General features: G+C 41.6%; 12 protein-coding genes. 7 read left to right on the top strand and 5 right to left on the bottom strand.

Annotated elements, in window-relative coordinates:
* Positions 1-146 precede the first annotated feature (146 nt).
* Complete coding sequence (locus tag ACFFRD_RS14910; protein ID WP_392482147.1) at positions 147-1,964, bottom strand: ABC transporter ATP-binding protein; 1,818 nt, start codon at positions 1,962-1,964, stop codon at positions 147-149.
* An 829-nt stretch (positions 1,965-2,793) separates the two neighbouring features.
* Between ACFFRD_RS14910 and ACFFRD_RS14905 the strand changes: the two genes are divergently transcribed.
* The 4 genes from ACFFRD_RS14905 (at position 2,794) to ACFFRD_RS14890 (ending at position 7,013) form a co-directional block, all read left to right on the top strand.
* Complete coding sequence (locus ACFFRD_RS14905; protein WP_392482146.1) at positions 2,794-3,174, top strand: hypothetical protein; 381 nt, start codon at positions 2,794-2,796, stop codon at positions 3,172-3,174.
* Between the two features lie 491 nt (positions 3,175-3,665).
* Positions 3,666-4,793, top strand: a complete 1,128-nt coding sequence (locus tag ACFFRD_RS14900; protein WP_194142451.1) for a TOMM precursor leader peptide-binding protein — start codon at positions 3,666-3,668, stop codon at positions 4,791-4,793.
* The gene (locus ACFFRD_RS14895) at positions 4,790-6,100 is read left to right on the top strand and encodes a YcaO-like family protein (RefSeq protein ID WP_392482145.1); all 1,311 of its coding nucleotides are present in this window, start codon (positions 4,790-4,792) and stop codon (positions 6,098-6,100) included. Before ACFFRD_RS14900 ends, ACFFRD_RS14895 begins: the two co-directional genes overlap by 4 nt.
* A gap of 181 nt (positions 6,101-6,281) precedes the next feature.
* Positions 6,282-7,013, top strand: coding sequence for a SagB/ThcOx family dehydrogenase (locus ACFFRD_RS14890; protein WP_114083319.1), 732 nt, complete (start codon positions 6,282-6,284; stop codon positions 7,011-7,013).
* A 45-nt stretch (positions 7,014-7,058) separates the two neighbouring features.
* Here ACFFRD_RS14890 and ACFFRD_RS14885 read toward each other — a convergent pair whose 3' ends face one another.
* The 3 genes from ACFFRD_RS14885 to ACFFRD_RS14875 form a co-directional block, all read right to left on the bottom strand.
* Positions 7,059-8,264: an ABC transporter permease gene (locus ACFFRD_RS14885; protein WP_190934423.1), complete on the bottom strand. Its 1,206-nt coding sequence runs from the start codon at positions 8,262-8,264 to the stop codon at positions 7,059-7,061.
* Between the two features lie 98 nt (positions 8,265-8,362).
* On the bottom strand, positions 8,363-9,772 hold the full coding sequence (locus ACFFRD_RS14880) for an efflux RND transporter periplasmic adaptor subunit (RefSeq protein ID WP_392482144.1): 1,410 nt from the start codon (positions 9,770-9,772) through the stop codon (positions 8,363-8,365).
* 655 nt (positions 9,773-10,427) lie between these two features.
* Entirely contained in the window at positions 10,428-11,300 is an 873-nt protein-coding gene (locus ACFFRD_RS14875) for a D-alanyl-D-alanine carboxypeptidase family protein (RefSeq protein ID WP_114083316.1), read from the bottom strand.
* A gap of 378 nt (positions 11,301-11,678) precedes the next feature.
* Here ACFFRD_RS14875 and mnmG point away from each other — a divergent pair, with 378 nt between their 5' ends.
* The 3 genes from mnmG to ACFFRD_RS14860 are packed head-to-tail and all read left to right on the top strand — an operon-like array spanning position 11,679 to position 15,145.
* On the top strand, positions 11,679-13,601 hold the full coding sequence (gene mnmG, locus ACFFRD_RS14870; RefSeq protein ID WP_392483075.1) for a tRNA uridine-5-carboxymethylaminomethyl(34) synthesis enzyme MnmG: 1,923 nt from the start codon (positions 11,679-11,681) through the stop codon (positions 13,599-13,601).
* A gap of 47 nt (positions 13,602-13,648) precedes the next feature.
* Positions 13,649-13,771, top strand: coding sequence for a hypothetical protein (locus ACFFRD_RS14865; RefSeq protein WP_265578540.1), 123 nt, complete (start codon positions 13,649-13,651; stop codon positions 13,769-13,771).
* Between the two features lie 60 nt (positions 13,772-13,831).
* Entirely contained in the window at positions 13,832-15,145 is a 1,314-nt protein-coding gene (locus ACFFRD_RS14860; protein WP_392482143.1) for a hypothetical protein, read from the top strand.
* Between the two features lie 27 nt (positions 15,146-15,172).
* Here ACFFRD_RS14860 and ACFFRD_RS14855 read toward each other — a convergent pair whose 3' ends face one another.
* Positions 15,173-16,738, bottom strand: a complete 1,566-nt coding sequence (locus ACFFRD_RS14855) for a glucosaminidase domain-containing protein (RefSeq protein WP_392482142.1) — start codon at positions 16,736-16,738, stop codon at positions 15,173-15,175.
* Positions 16,739-16,826: the final 88 nt, after the last annotated feature.

The raw sequence follows: 16,826 nt of genomic DNA, 5'->3' as shown, positions 1-16,826 counted from the left end.
AAAAATCAGGCTAATCAACAGAATTTTTGGGCTAGCGATCGCACCATATTTAAAAGCATCATTCGTTCTTGCATAAAAATACGGAATTGCATATACTATCTCCTCACTGGCAACCCTAAATTTAGATATCTGAAGAATTACGAGTGTTAATGAGAAATGCCATACTGTTTTGCCTGCATATTCCATAGTGCGGTATATTCGCCTCCATGCTGTAAAAGTTCTTGATGAGTACCATCCTCAATTAAATGACCAGATTTGAGAACTAAGATTCGATCAGCTATACGCACTGAAGCCAGTCGATGGGTAATCAAGATCGTAGTCTTGCCCTCAGCTAGCTCAATAAAGCGAAGGTAAAGATCACACTCACTGCGGGGGTCGAGTGCAGCAGTAGGCTCATCCAATAGCAAAACCTGGGCTTCTTGGCGGACAAAAGCACGAGCTAGAGCTAACTTTTGCCATTGGCCTCCAGAAAGTTCTGTACCGCCAAACTGCTTGCCCAGTGGTGTAGCCTCCTTTGTAGGAAAATGATCGACTAGTTTGACAATATCGGCTTTTTCAATCGCGTATTTGAGAATGTCTGGATGCTCTAGAGCAGCTAGGTTTCCTAAAGCGATATTTTCCCCCAGCGTCAGCGCATAGTGACCAAAGTCTTGAAAAACTCCAGCAATTTGCTGCCGCCATTGCTCTAAATTTAAATTTCTGAGGTCTATACCATCGACTAGAATACATCCTTGCGTTGGATCGTATAGCCTGGTTAACAGCTTGACTAAAGTAGTTTTCCCTGCACCATTTTCTCCTACTATGGCTACTGTTTGTCCAGGGAAAAGGGTAAAAGAAATATCTTGGAGTGCTAATCTACCATCTGGATAGTAAAAATCAACTTTTTCAAAAGTAATACCTGAACGAATCGGAGTAGGTACTTTTTCTCCAGGTATACTCAGTCGCATGGGGATTGGACTGTCAAGAAAATTGAAAAACTGTTGCATGTAGAGAATATTTTCAAACAGATCCAGCCAATTAGCCACCAATCTTTCAAGGTTATTCTGGAAGTAAGTCAATGACTGTACAAATAAAAGTACACTACCTGGACTGAATTCTCTTTTAAAAGCTTTCTGTACCACCCAGTAGAAAGAAAAACCATTTCCCAAAGTGCTGAGGATAGCTAGACTAGACGACCAAAATGCTTGCTTGTCCCTCAGATAGCGCATAGATTGATGTAAAGACTGAAATGCTTGCAGATAACGCTCGATAAAAAAGGAACCTAGCTTAAATAACCTGATTTCTTTGGCATAGGTATCAGTAAGCATCACCGAAGTGTAATATTCCATTCTTCGAGCTTGGGGACTATTCTCAAATAAATTTAGCCAAATAGCTTTGCCATACTGAGAAGAAACCACTATCTGAGGTATAGTTGCGATCGCTATCACCAGTGGTATCCAAAAAGCTAGAGGAACTAGTAACCCAACTATCACTATTAAGGTCACTAAAGATCGACCTGATTCAACCAAATTTTCCAGTAAATTCAGTGGTTTATAGCCAACTTGTTGTTGCAACAGTTGTAGCTCATCATAGAACAGAGAATCTTCAAAACGGCTCAAATCTGAAAAAGTATCAGCTTTCCGCATTAATAATAAGCTAATGTGAGCCGTTAACTTGTCATTGAGATTTCCTTGCAGTGCCAATACCCAAGGATACAGCAGTGATTCTAGTAGCAAAGCTCCAACCCATCCTGCTACCAAAGGGGCAAGAGTTGCATAACCTAATTCTCTACCAGATATTAAGGCTGTTGCTACAGTATCTACCACTAGCTTGGTTATCCAAACACTTATGGCAGGAAGAAAACCTTGTAATACCGTGACAGCAATCAACAAGACTATTTCTCTGGGTGCTGCTGTCCATAATAAAGGTAAAGAACGAAATAAAGCTTTAGTGTACCCTGCAAGCCAAACTCTTAAATCGCTCATCAATTAAACCTGATTTTTTATTCGAGTGTCAAGTAAATAACCTTTATGCCAGTATTTAAAACCTATCTTATATATTCCCCTAACTTAAACTTCGCTATCAGCGCTATTACAAAATGGGTTTTTACTGTCAGTATGCTTTTTATTTTAAAGTCTCTCTAGCTTTTCTGCATCGGTTACTGATGCAGAAAGTAATATTAGGCGTTATCCAAAAAAAAGATAATCCTACTTAAGAAATAAAAATATTACTATCAAGACTAAAAACAATATTACTTAGGTATGAATAAAAAACTCTAGAAAAAGATAATGTTATAAGAGGTTAGATGATCAAAAAAAGAGAATGTGACGCTAACAGTAGCAAAAGCATTCTCAAAAACGAGGTTTTAGGGAAGATAAATTCCATAAGACAATACAATTACGTCGAGATATCCCTCCCTGTGGCGACCTCCTGAAAAAGGAGGTAGATAAATTATAAGTCTTTTTTATTCAGGGTTGTAAGGATCTTTAAATGATTAAAACTTTAATCAGACTGTATTGTCATAGGTGATATTTTCCTTAATTTGAATTTGCCAAAAAGTGATTTTGATCTTTTGTGGATTAGTAAGATTCTGAATAAAAGAATGAGTGTTTTTGTTTAACCATAACCGGACGTGAATGATAGTTAGACATTAACTTTCATCTGATTTTTTGATCATCCTTTACATTCGCTAGTTCCAACATCATTTCTTCCGTGAAAGCTGATTGATACATGAAGATCATTACAGCTTTTGACTGACTAAAATGCAGATTTAAAAACAGGCTAATGAATTTAATTTGAAAGGAATGAGTAACCATGCTTGCAGAAAAAACACTGACCCAACAAACAATAGATATGCGTTTAGAAGACAAAGCAGACAAACTCGAACAACTGCTGTTGTCCGATGAGGAAATTGCAGCTTTAGAAAAGTTAGCAATGCCAGGAATGTTTGAATCTGAGACTAGTCAAAGATGGTTTGCTAATTGCGGTGGATGTGGTGGATGTGTCGGATGTGTCGGATGTGTCGGATGTAGGGGATGCGGATGTCGGGGATGCGGCGGATGTCGGGGATGCGGCGGATGTCGGGGATGCGGATGTCGGGGATGCGGATGTCGGGGATGCGGATGTCGAGTTACTGAAGGTGGAACAATATCAGGTGTGCTAGACGACACCGATGAGGTCGGTTTTGGATACTAAATAACCTGGAAATAGAACAGCAATTCCGTAATTTTAGAAACCAAGTTTTTTAAGTTTAGAGCCGAATGGCACTAAGAAAAGCTGAAACCTCCTTGCTGGCAGGGTGTGGGAGGTGTGGGAGGATGGGGAAGAAGTCTTACCCCCCACACTCCCCACACTCAAAAAGCAAGTTATATCAGGGCTTTGCGATTAACTTAGTGCCATTCAGTTTAGAGCCACAATATCTAGCTTTAAAAGTTAGAATAACCCTGTCTTTTAAGCTGTTTTTTTACATTCATCACTTTTATAGCTGCAAAAGCAGGGCTTTTTCATTTTCTCAATATCAGGACTTACGCAAAAATCCTCTCAAACTCTCATTTCTTCGTGACCTCTGCGTCCTCTGTGGTTCATTTTTGATTAGCTGTGCGTAAGTCCTAAATATTTTTGGATACAACCGAGTTTTCAGATTTTTCTATTTCTTTGATGAAGCTTGGGATAATAAAACAAAGCCTATGAAATTAAATGATGCTCAACGCCTGCGTCTACTAGAACACGTTGTCGTTCACATTATGCGGTCAGATTGCAATGGCGAAGAAACTATGATATTCAATACGAGGCGGCGAACCCTGACAGTGAAGGGTCAAGCACTGCATGATGTAGAAAAAATTGTTTTACCTTTATTAGATGGTTCCCGAACAATAGGAGAAATCCGGGCGGCAATTTGCGAAAAGTTGACAGATTCTTCACTAAATCAATGTTTAGAGTTTTTGATGGACAATCGCTTAGTAGATGAGTTGCTGGAAGATCCAGTTGATTTAGATAGTCATGCATATTTACTTCCTCAAATCAGCCTCTATCATGAACTAGGCTTTAAGCAAAAAGATGCCCAGAAGCACTTAGCGAACGCGAGGATTGCTGTTTTTGGACTCGGAGGTTCAGGGTTGATAGCTGCAATTAATTTGGCTAGTGCTGGTATCGGTTTTCTCCGCCTATGTGATGATGTCTGCACATTTCCGTCTGATTTCCCGATGATGTCAGGCTCAGTCTTTAATCAAATAGGTGCTTTTCGAGGTGTGGAAGCAGCTCGACAAATCGAGGCGATCGCAAAAGTAACCCAAACTGAAACTGTGACAGATCCTTTAACTAACGACGAAACAGTAAATGCCTTGCTTGAGGACGTTGATCTGGTGATTGTCGCCACCGATGCCGTATCTGTCAATCTCGCTTATCGCCTGAACAGACTATGCCTGAAGATGCAGCGCCCATTGCTACCAGGTGGCGCAGTTGGCGTTGAAGGAACTTTTGGGCCGCTAGTCTTTTCTCAGGATGGCCCTTGCTATCTTTGCTATCGGATGCGGTCTATTGCCTGTGCCAAGCTTCCAGAGGCGGAATTCGCTATTGAGCAGTTTCTCGACCGAGAACGCCGTTCTCAACCGCGTTTGCGAGAAAACTTACCGATCGCGCAAATGTTGGTTGGTAGTTATCTGGCTCTTGAAACAGTGAAGATGTTGCTCGGTTTGCCAATCGCCACTGACGGTAAATTACTGCATCTAGACTTGCTCGGCACAAAGCTGACTCACAACGTTGTGCTAAAGAAACCTGGTTGTCCACATTGCTCAGGACAGGAGAAAACAAAGTGAATGCAGCGATCGCTAGTCCACGCTGGCGCGATTTAGTTAGCCCGCATACAGGAATCATCCGAGCCATTGATAGATTTACCAAGCCTTATACAGAGTTTGATCTGCCAGTTTTGTGGCAAGCCGAATTAGCAAATTTCCAGCTTCGCAAACAGCAGGATGATTTACGCTACGGCGTAGGTAGGGGCATGACTGATGAACAAGCAATTTTTGGTGCAGTTGGCGAAGCAGTAGAGCGCTACTGTGGTGGTATTGTAGATTATCGGCAACTGATTGTCAGTAGCTACGCAGAATTAAGTCATTGCGCCGTCCATCCTCCAACTTTTTTCTCTTTTTCTGACAAACAATACTCTGACCCCAATTTTCCATATTCACCTTTCGATCCGGCAACGCAGACTTCGTGGATACCTGCCCTTTCTCTAGCAAGCAACCTACAGGTCTTAGTTCCAGCATTTATGGTTTATTTCGACTGGGATAGCAATCTACCAGGAGATTATATTTTACCGGTCACTTCTAATGGTATGGCTAGTGGCCCAACTCTTGAGTTTGCTGCTTACAGTGGCTTGTGTGAGTTGATTGAGCGCGATGCTTTTATAATTACATGGTTAAACCGCCTACCTGCCCCACGCATTTATTTCGCTCACCGTCCAGGAATTGAGACGGAAATTTTAAGCCACTACGCCCGATTTGGCATTGAGCTAGTTACGTTCTATTTGATTACTGATATTCAGATCCCAGTTGTGATGGCAATGTTAATTGACCGTTCAGGTAAAAGTCCAGCTGTTGCAACTGGTCTAGGATGCCATCTCGATGGATCAACTGCGCTTCGTAAGGCAATTTTTGAAGTTTGCCAAGCCCGTTTTGGTGATATAGAACGCATGGCTAGCGGCACTGGGATTAATCTCAATAAATATGAAGATGTGCAGAATTTGGACGATCACAGCGCTTTTTTCTACAAAACGGCTCGGCTACGCGAGTTGGCATTTTTGTTGGAGCATGACCAATACCTAACGGTTGAAGATTTACCAACTTATGCATCTTCAGTAGAGGTAGAAAAATTGCAATCGGTCATTGCCAGGTTGCATTCAGTGGGTGTTGAACCTTATTTAGTGGAAATTACAACCCCTGATATTGAGTCGCTCGGTTTTCGAGTAGTGCGGACTTTAGCCAGTGAACTAGTCCCAATATATTTTGGCTATGGACTAGAGCCATTGGGAACTCGGCGGTTGTTCAAGGTACCAGAAAGGTTAGGTTACGGTGAGCGACGTACCGCAGATGACCTAAATCCGTGTCCACATCCTATGGCTTAATACGATTTTAGATTTTGGATTAGGAATTACTTTCTTGTCGCAATCATTTTTTGGCGTTGCATAAATGCGGGATGAATTGGCGGGTGAAAGCATTGATAAATCCTTCTAAATTTGGCTAAATCATCCCATAATTCAGCAACTCGCATTTTTTAAATTGGCTTAAAACGAGGAAATCAGCGTAATGTACACAGCCAATGAGCCACTGGAGTTAGCTCTGTTGTATCATTTGAACTCCCCAGTACCTAAAAGTTCTGTCAAGCGTGTTCCGGCTACTGAACTGCGGTATATGCCGGAGGCTCCTTTTCTGGAACTTCCAAAAGCACCACACGATAACCTGTTAAGTAAGCTTTTAGAGCGACGGTCTTCTGTGCGATCGTTTGATAAGTCGGTTATGCCAATGATCACATTAGCTCAGTTGCTTGATGCAGGATGCGGTCTCAATGGGCTGCGTCAAACAGATGGTTATACCTATGAAGCCCGAAACTCACCGTCTGCGGGAGGACTTTATCCGATTGAGATTTTTGTATCGACACAAGCGGTAGAAGGTTTAGCAGATGGACTATATCACTACGAACCACGCGGTCATGGCTTACATCGGGTGAATGATGCAGTGCCAACAGACTTTGTAGAATCTTTATTGCAGCAGGATTACATTGTAAATGCCAATGCTCTGTTTCTGTTCACATCTGTTTTTATGCGCTCGATGTGCAAATACGGTGCGCGTGGCTACCGTTTTGCACTTTTGGAAACTGGTCATCAAGCTGAAAATATATGTCTAATGGCTGTGCAATTGGGGCTGGATAGTCTGTGCATAGGTGGATTCTATGATATGAGTCTGAACGCCATGTTGGGTATTGATGGGAAACGCCATGCGGCACTTTATTGTGTTGCCGTCGGTACTGCGAAGAAGTAGTGTGCGCCAAGTTCCCTGCTCCCTTCCCCTTGCCTCTTCGTTGACTTAAATACCTCTTAATGCGGCTATGGGATCGAGTCGTGCTGCTTTTCTGGCTGGCGCTACACCAAAGATTAGACCAATGCTACCAGAAATGCTGGCTGTGAGAAATATTGCTCCTATTGGTACTGATGGTTGTAAGGGGGAGAACATAGCAACTATAAGTGCGCCACTAACGCCAATACCAGTTCCGACTAAACCGCCTGCTACGGACAGGATAATCGCCTCAATTAAGAATTGGGTAAGAATTGCTTTTTCTGTTGCGCCTATTGCTTTGCGTAGTCCAATTTCTTGGGTACGTTCGGTGACAGACACTAGCATAATGTTCATGATGCCAATTCCACCAACGAATAAAGATATACCTGCGATCGCCGCCAAGACTAAACTTAAATTTATCGTCACTTGATTGATCAAGTCTTGGACTGACTTATTGGCGGCAACTGTGAAATCTTTTCTGCCCCGTCTGCGTGTCAGAATATTAATTGTTTGAAATGCCGCTGCGCGAATGCTATCTTGATTTTTTGCTGACAGTTCTAAGTAGTCGATGGGAATACCATTAGGCGATCGCCTACCGACTAGCTGATCTGCCATAGTACTAATTGGCACGTAAGCTATATCATCGGGGTTATTCCCCATAAATGCACCTTTAGCTTGCATAATCCCAATAACTTGAAAACTCAAGTTATTCATCTGTAGTAACTGACCGATGGGATTTTCATTACCAAAAAGTTTCCGCGCAACTACTGGCCCTAAAATCACCACCTGAGAATTTTGATTTAGCTCGATAGGGTCAAAAAAACGGCCTTGATGTACCTGTAGATTGCGGACATAAAGAATTCCTGGCGTTGTACCTGTAACATTAACTTTACTGATGCGTCCCTGACGCGATAATTGCAAGTTGCTGCTAATTTGCGGGGCAACTTCTCGGACGGCGGGAGCCATAGTTGCGATCGCTTGAGCATCTGCCAAGAACAGTGAAGGCACATCAGAGCTTAACCCCTCTAGATTATCGCCACCAGCGAACACTGATAGTTGATTTGGCCCCAGAGACTCCAACTTTTCTTGCGTAAACTTTTGCGCCCCTTGCCCAATAGCGATCATTGTAATCACAGAGGCATTGCCAATGATAATACCAAGCATGGTCAACATGCTACGGAGCTTATTTGCAGCCAATGTTTTGACTGCCATTTGTGTACTTTCTAGTAAATTCATAATAATTCGTAATTCGTAGTTCTGAGTCGATAATTACAACTAGGGAAATATTGTTGAATGATCGAAAAATATCAGTACCAATTGAAGATTCGGCTATTCTAAAATCCAATTTTATCTACACCTTCAATTTTTTCTGTACTGGGGGGAGACATTAACACGCGATCGCCTTTTTGAAGTCCTGCCAAAACTTGCACTTGATCACCACTAGTAGCACTTACTTTCACTGGTTGAAAACTGGCAGCATTTTGACTATCAATAATATATACCCCGGTTTGACCATTGGGCTGAGTTGTTACAGCCGCCAGAGGAATTACTAGAGCATTCTTAATAGTCTGACTGTGGAATATCAGGCGTACATTCATTCCTGATTTCAACTTGTCTTGCCCATTCGATAAAACTACCTTAACTCGAAAAAAAGTGATATTGTTTTCTTGCACTGCTCTTGGTGCAATTAGAATTACTTTTCCTTTGAAGGTTTCATTAGGATAGGTGTCTGTTTGAATATCTACAAACTGACCGCGATTGATTTTGGCAATGCTAGCTTCAGGAATTCTGGCTTCAATTTCTAAGCCACTAGAGAGTTCAGCAATTGAGGTCGAGGTTGCACCTTCAGTATTAGATGCTGATGTGGTGGGTGTAACAAAATCCCCTTCTTGGGCAAAACGACGGGTAATAATTCCCGCAAATGGGGCACGGATGATAGCATTATTCAACTGACTTTGATAAAAAACTAACTGAGCTTTAGCCTGTGCTACCTCGGCTTCAGCTTGGGCAATTTCCTCGGGACGTAATCCATTTTTGGCTTTCTTCAAACTTTCACGTTGTTCTTTGAGCCGTGCTAGTTCTGCTTCTAAGTTAGCTCTAGCTTCTTGTTCTTTAGTGACAAACTCTTCAAAGGCATTGCGGGAAATAGCACCCTCTTGTACCAACACTTGATTGCGTTGCATCTCTACGATTGCTCGATTCAATCGGGTTTGAGATGCAGCTACTAATGCTTCTGCGGAAGAAACTCTAGCTTTAGATTCAGCAATGTCTTCTTGTCGAGTGCCAGCAACCTTTTGTTTCAAATCAGCCACAGCTTTATTTAGTGATGCTTGATACTGATTTACCTGTGCTTGTAATCTTTCACTATCCATAAGGGCAATAATTTGTCCTTTTTGGACGCGATCACCTTCATTCACATACAATTTAGCAATGCGTCCAGAATCTTCTGGGCTAAGATTGATTTTTTGTAATGCTTGCACCACTCCATTAGCTTGAATCTGCACTACCCAATCTTTAGTTTGCACTAAGATAGTTTGACTAGTTAAATCTGGCTGGGAGGAAGTTTCTTGAGTTTTCCAGTAAACTGTCGCCATACTTCCCAAGGTGCTGGCTAACAAGATACCGAAAATCCAAGGACTAAATTTCTTCATCCGATTATACAGTTTGATGTAGCCACTAAAATTAACTCCTGATAAGTCTTGTATAAATAAAGTATCAATAATAAAAAACTTACTAGAAACCAAAATTTATGTTTTTAATAGCGCAATAGATTGCTATACAAGGGACTTAAAAAAATAAATTATTCCAAATTATTTCTAGATTTCTAGAAGCGCAAGTCCTTGCAACCATAATATGAGATATTTTTTAGCGGGAAGTCCATAACTGTTATTAACTCATCCAATTTAACAAATTACTGCCATCAGATTGATTGTTAATTAATGGGTTTTTTCCATCTCCCTTACTAAGTCTGACAATTTGCACAGCAACCTCCATAGCCCAGCTACTATAGCAACCCCACTCACTTAGAACTTGCTGTTTTCAGTAGATATTTCTGTCAGCACTTCAGCCTTGTTGGCAATTTTGTCTGACATAATTTTGCCTTAAATTTGTCTAAAAAATTATTAACTCTCTACTATTACTTATAAATAATCTATTTCTTATTTAAATTATTCCCTGGTTACATTTTAATAAGCTGAAATTCCAACTTTCGGTTATCCAAAAATCTACCTATTGCAGTACATCTGTCTGCAAGGATTTACATATTGGTGCAATAGTTACTTTTTGGTAAACATGGCTCTAAATCCTGATTCTTCGGCTAGCAGCTTCATTTGACATAGCTAAATCCCTGACAATACATCCTTTAGGTTAGTATTTCCAAGTTTTCATGCTATCTAACAATTAAAGTGGTGTAATCCAATAAGTAATGCCTCGGATAAGTAGTTTCTTAAAACCAAATAAAGGTAAATTCTCTTCATCTAAACCCACATAAGTCCAATGTGGAACATCATTTTCTACTGTTTGAAACCAACCATTTTGATTAAGAGCTTTTCTTTGTTCTTTACTGCCTACGCGTAAATCAATGGCTAATCCCCAGAGATGTTGTGAAGTTCCGGGAGGTGCAACCAAGCCGAGAATTTTTGTTTCCTTGCCCTGTTGAACTTTTGCCAAAATTTGATTATTAGCATATTTTTGCCAAAATCTTAAATTCGTGTTGAAAGTGCGAGTACAATCACCAGAACCATAACCAGATTTTAGCGGGATATGTTGTTGAACTCGCGCTTTATTTAGAGCATCAGCCGCCGACTTTTGTAAATAACAATCGTTAGTGCCATCAACATGACCCATTGTTAAAGTAGCTTGAAATTCTTGGGTTTCTTGTTCATTAGCAAAAATATCTTTTGGCGGCAGTTTAATTCCGACATCTTGATTTACAAAAACTGCACCATAAGCTCGCAGCAAAGTATATTCATAAGTACCAGGCTGAGGGATTGTAGGTAATTTCTGGTTAATCGCAGATAAAAAACGCTGGTTACTATTTAATTCTGGGTTGGGAATAAATGGTTTTGGTGTTATCTCTTTAGAGGTATTTATACAAGGTGATGAAACAGTTGGAGAGCATACATTTAATGGTTGGGAAGTTCTAGCAAATTGGTGGTGAGTAATCTCATTACTCGCTACTAAAACAAAAATTATTCCGATAACTATACTGATGAAACTTGCCTTTCTAATAAATCTAGTAATATCTTTTTGCTTTTTGATGGTGAGTTTCATTTTTAAATAATTACTTAGTTGATTCAAAGGTAAACGTAACAGCCTTATCCAAATATCTATTATTTATAAATTAAAAACAATTTATTAGAGTCAAACTATATTTTATACATTTAAGAAAAGTATTCAATATATCAGTAAGAAAACAATTCGTGTTAATTACTAACTATGTGAACAACAGTTGTGGCAAACAAACCGGAATGTTGTCACAAAATTTAAAAAATATAATATTTTTTATTGAATACTCAAGTTTAAAAAGAGAAACTTGTCTCTGATTGAGTACTAGTAAATTTGATAACTTTTTTATTAGAAAGTTACATCCATGAAACCACTGGAACAGCTAAAATTGAAAAGAACTCTAAGCTTGCCGATCCTGTAAGTATGACCATGCACAATTCCGTTCAATTCCAAGACGCTTTTGATGTCATAGTCGTCGGTGCAGGTCACTCCGGTTGCGAAGCGGCTCTGGCCTCTGCACGCCTCGGTTGTCGTACCCTGTTATTGACGCTCAACTTGGATAGAATCGCTTGGCAACCCTGTAATCCAGCAGTGGGTGGCCCGGCAAAATCTCAGTTGACTCATGAGGTAGATGCACTCGGCGGGGAAATAGGTAAAGTAGCAGACCGCACCTACCTGCAAAAACGTATCCTCAACTCTTCACGGGGGCCTGCTGTTTGGGCATTACGCGCCCAGACGGACAAGCGCGAATATGCAGCAGTGATGAAGAATATTGTCGAGAACCAAGAAAACTTGACAATCCGCGAAAGTATGGTGACAGATTTGGTGCTGGGTGCTAATGATGAAGTCATCGGCGTTGAAACTTATTTTGGTGTAGGGTTCCAATGTAAAGCTGTCATCTTGACAACTGGCACTTTCCTGGGGGGCAAAATCTGGGTTGGCAACAAATCAATGCCGGCGGGACGCGCTGGGGAATTTGCGGCTGAGGGATTGACACAAACCCTAAATCGCCTGGGATTTGAAACCGGAAGACTCAAAACTGGAACCCCAGCACGGGTAGACAAGCGATCGGTAGATTATAGTAAAATGCTCATCCAGCCAGGAGATGAAGATGTACGCTGGTTTAGTTTTGACCCAGAGGCATGGGTAGAACGGGAACAAATACCCTGCTACATCACCCGCACCACCGCCGAAACCCATCGTCTAATTCAAGATAATTTGCACCTGTCGCCAGTTTATGGCGGTTGGGTGGAAGCGAAAGGGCCGCGTTATTGTCCCAGTATTGAAGATAAAATTGTCCGCTTTGCCGATAAGGAAAGCCATCAAATTTTTATTGAACCAGAAGGACGAGATATACCCGAACTTTATATCCAAGGATTTTCTACAGGGTTGCCCGAAAATTTGCAGTTGCTTATGTTGCGGACTCTCCCCGGTTTAGAAAAATGTGTGATGCTGCGTCCGGCTTATGCTGTGGAATATGACTATTTACCTGCAACTCAGTGTTACCCCACACTGATGACCAAAAAGGTTGCTGGACTATTTTGTGCTGGGCAGATTAATGGCACGACAGGTTATGAAGAAGCCGCGGCCCAAGGACTGGTAGCAGGAATTAACGCGACTCGATTTGTTCATTCTCAAGAAATGATTGTCTTTACCCGCGAGCAAAGTTACATTGGAACGCTAATGGATGACCTGTGTACCAAGGATTTACGGGAACCTTATCGGATGCTCACCAGTAGATCAGAGTACCGCTTATTATTGCGTTCTGACAATGCCGACCAACGTTTGACAACCCTGGGACGAGAAATTGGTTTAATTGACGATCGCAGATGGAATCTATTTACCCAAAAACAAGCGAACATTACCACAGAAAAACAAAGATTGCAAGCTACACGAGTCAAAGAACATGATGAAATGGGAATAGCGATCGCATCTGATACCCAACAAGCAATCAAAGGTTCAATTACCCTCAACGACTTACTGCGCCGTCCGGGATTCCATTATGTTGACCTCGACAGGTTCGGGCTAGGAAACCCCAACCTCAACCGCGCCGAGAAAGAAGGCGCAGAAATTGACATCAAATATCATGGCTATCTCGCTAGGCAACAAAATCAGATTGACCAAATTGCTCGTCAAGCCCACCGCCAATTACCTGCGGACTTGGATTATACAACAATTGATACCCTTTCCAAAGAGGCGCGGGAAAAGCTGACTCACGTAAAACCACTCACTCTTGGTCAAGCTGCACGTATCGGTGGTGTAAACCCAGCCGATATTAACGCTTTATTATTATATCTAGAATTGCGTAAAACCAAGAGCCAGCATGAGTTTCCAGCGTTAGCTTAACACAAACTTGATAAAGACTGAGTATAGTAGTAGGGAGGGAGATTGGTATGATAGATGACATAACTATTAGTACTGCTATCATCAACAATCCCCAGATTAAAGTTGATTTTAATACCAACGCTCAACCAACTCGTCTCAATAAGACGGCGGATTGGATATCTCATCTGTAATCCTAACTCCCAGGCAGTAGGCGCGGCGTTTCCTCGTCCTAGCAATAACCCAGAACGTCTATGTTACAAGAAGCCAGTACCCGTCTCATAGTACCAGAACCATCAGAAGACTTAATCGCCAACGAGCCTTGGTCGATAGAAAACTATGCTGATGGTCTCATGGATGAACTCTTTGCCGATATCGACTACATTCTGGATGTTAGTGATCATCTGCCTTCTCAAACCGTTAGGCATGGTAGGCAGAACAAAGCTCAACGCCACTCGCCTCCAGAATACGTGCCTCTGCAAACAGTTACGATACCGCAGATTATTTTACCAAACGGACAGTCAGTTACTCAAAATAACAACAAGCACTTGAGTACCGTTGTCTTTGATAACGCCACCATTAAACCAGTTAGTAGAAAGCGTCAAAAAAGCAGTCGGGCTTTGGGCAAACTGCTGATTGTCGGAACAACTTTAGGTGTGGCGATCGCTGGTATTCTCTACTTGGTACAGTCTGGAGTCGTATATCTTTTAAATCCCAACTTAACCCAGCAAGCTCTTCTAGCGCCGCAAACGCAATCACAATTGCCTGGAAAAACAGAAATTGAGGCAGATTTGGTTGACTATATGCTGGGAGCGCTGGCAGTTATAGACAAGCAAGAATTAAAAGGCAATCGAAAATCTTTCAGTTCGGGATTCTCCAGTCAGACAAATAGTAATCAAATAGCCCTTGGTAACGGGCAAATAACTGGTAATTTACCACCACTTCCACTTCTGGCCAATAATACACCACCAGCCCCTAACCGTTCTGGCAGCGTTGTTGAGCGGATCTATGTTCCTGTTTATCAAGCGCCGTCGCCAATGCGCTATGCGCTGCCAGCAATTCCTGGTAGTCCCGCACTTCTACCACAAGTTGCCAATGCATTGCAGGCATCTCAACCTAATGTGGTGAAAAGTGCCCTAAATACGGTGCGACAAGCTACCAAGCCTGTAACCGTCAATATGTTAGCGGCGGCTGTACGAGCAGAACTTAAACCTGTAGCTGGACGAACTGCACCTATTACCGTGCGGCAAACACCCAAGCCTCTACCTGCATTACCAGTGGTTCCATTACGTGCAGCACTCGCGCCAGAGTCAGAACCAACTATTACCCAGGAACAAGTATATCCGCCAACTGCGATCGCAGTTGCTCCGAGTAATACCCTAGAAGGATTGCTAGAGTTAGGTAACAAATCTGCCGCTTTGTTTAAAATTGACGGCGTGACTCGCCGCATCAATATGGGTGAAAGCATTGGCCAAAGCGGTTGGACACTGGTAGAGGTTAGTAATGGCGAAGCTGTCATCCGCCGTAATGGTGAAGTGCGATCCATTTACACAGGGCAGAAGTTGTAAAATCCAAGGCATCTAACTCACCAACAATTAGCTCCTGACTGGTGGATTAATTTCAAAATGAATATGGTTGTCGTGACCATTTAGAGACACACAAAGTCCCTCTTTAATTAGCTGTTGATCGTTGAAAAAGACTGCCCGTACCAGCTTTTGATTAGTAATAGACTTGAGAATAGCTCGTGCAGCATCGCGATCGTAGTTAGAACTTGACCAAACAATACCACCAAAATTTCCATTTTTTTGGGGTAAGTAAATATCGCACATCATGCCAGTTTCATGTCCATGATGATCGGGAGTATCGCCTCCATGAGGAAGACTAACATCGTTAATTGCAAATGGAGCGGCTAGGGGATGAGTATTACGATAACTGTTTTGATAATCTTGGGCAATTTTTTTAATCACATCAGCTAACCAGTGTGTTCCAAAATCGTGGTTATCTTGAGTATCTTCCAGTTCACCGTTAACTAAACCATTATTCGGGTCACTTTTGGGCATCAACTCCCACCGTGGTGCATTAGCTGCTTGCAACCATCGATGAGTTATTCCACCAACATCAACTCTACCATCACCATTAACAGTACTGCGACCGGCAATAATTGATTGAAATAGTTTGATCGCATCAAATAGTCCTCTGTCTCTGTCTGCACTGTCAGGATCGCCTACCCATTTGTAGCCTAGCTCATACAATCGCGCCTTAATAGCTTTAACATCAGCAGCTTTATTGACTCCGCAAATTCCCACACTACCATCGAGTTTAATTACCTTCGCTCCTGGTAAGCTGGATGCTGTAGGTTGTTGAGTGTTCTCATCGTCCTTGTTATCAAAAGGAACAACAACTTTAATGGGGATCTCTAGAGTTTGATCGTCAACAGTAATTATCATCCGGCGATCGCCTTCTTGCTTAAAGACGAAATCAAATTGCCATTTGCCATCCTGACTAATTGCTACATTTAGGACTGTAAATTTATCGTCGCTCGTAATCGACAAAACTTTGCCACTGGCGGTTAAAGGTGCTACGCCTTCAACCCTGAAATTTTGCCCTAATTCAACTTCTTTTGGCACACGAATTAACTGAAGTTGTTCCACTGAAGCGGGAATGGTAACTCCACCTGCATTAGCCAGTAACTTTTGTGCCTCTGGAAGCAAGTCTACAACTTTACTGACATATTTAGGATCGGATGAATAGCCTTTAGCCTTGAGAAAGCCAAGGAAATTTTCTGGTGTATGAGTATACTCCTCTAAACCTTTATACGGTGTGCGAGTTAAAAACTTCCAATAACCAATAATAAAAGCGTCTATATCCGTAAATTTACAGAACTCAACTTCTTGTAGTTCAGAAGGAACCTTGATTTTCAAAGGTTCAGCAAACCCTTTCATATCAGGAATTCGCCATTTTAATCCCGCAAAATTATTAGCATTGACAGCAAGATCGCTTTTACCTCTGGCAGACTCTAGTAACCATTGAGCGAGAGAAACTTCTTTTAAGATTTGCCGATTGATTTCAGTAATTTTTGCACTTTCAATACCAACTTGTGTAAATATTTTGACTAAATCTTTGTTGGAATAATTGTTTACTAAATCATCTAGTAATGGCATGGATTTTTCCTTTAAAAACTATTTGCATAACCCCGATTTATTAGATAAATCGGGGTTGTAGATGTTAACAAATGATGGAAATAGAATT

Origin of the sequence: Nostoc sp. C110, from assembly GCF_043099725.1 — a bacterium.
Lineage (GTDB): Bacteria > Cyanobacteriota > Cyanobacteriia > Cyanobacteriales > Nostocaceae > Nostoc > Nostoc muscorum_A.
This window is presented reverse-complemented; position numbering and strand designations above follow the sequence as displayed.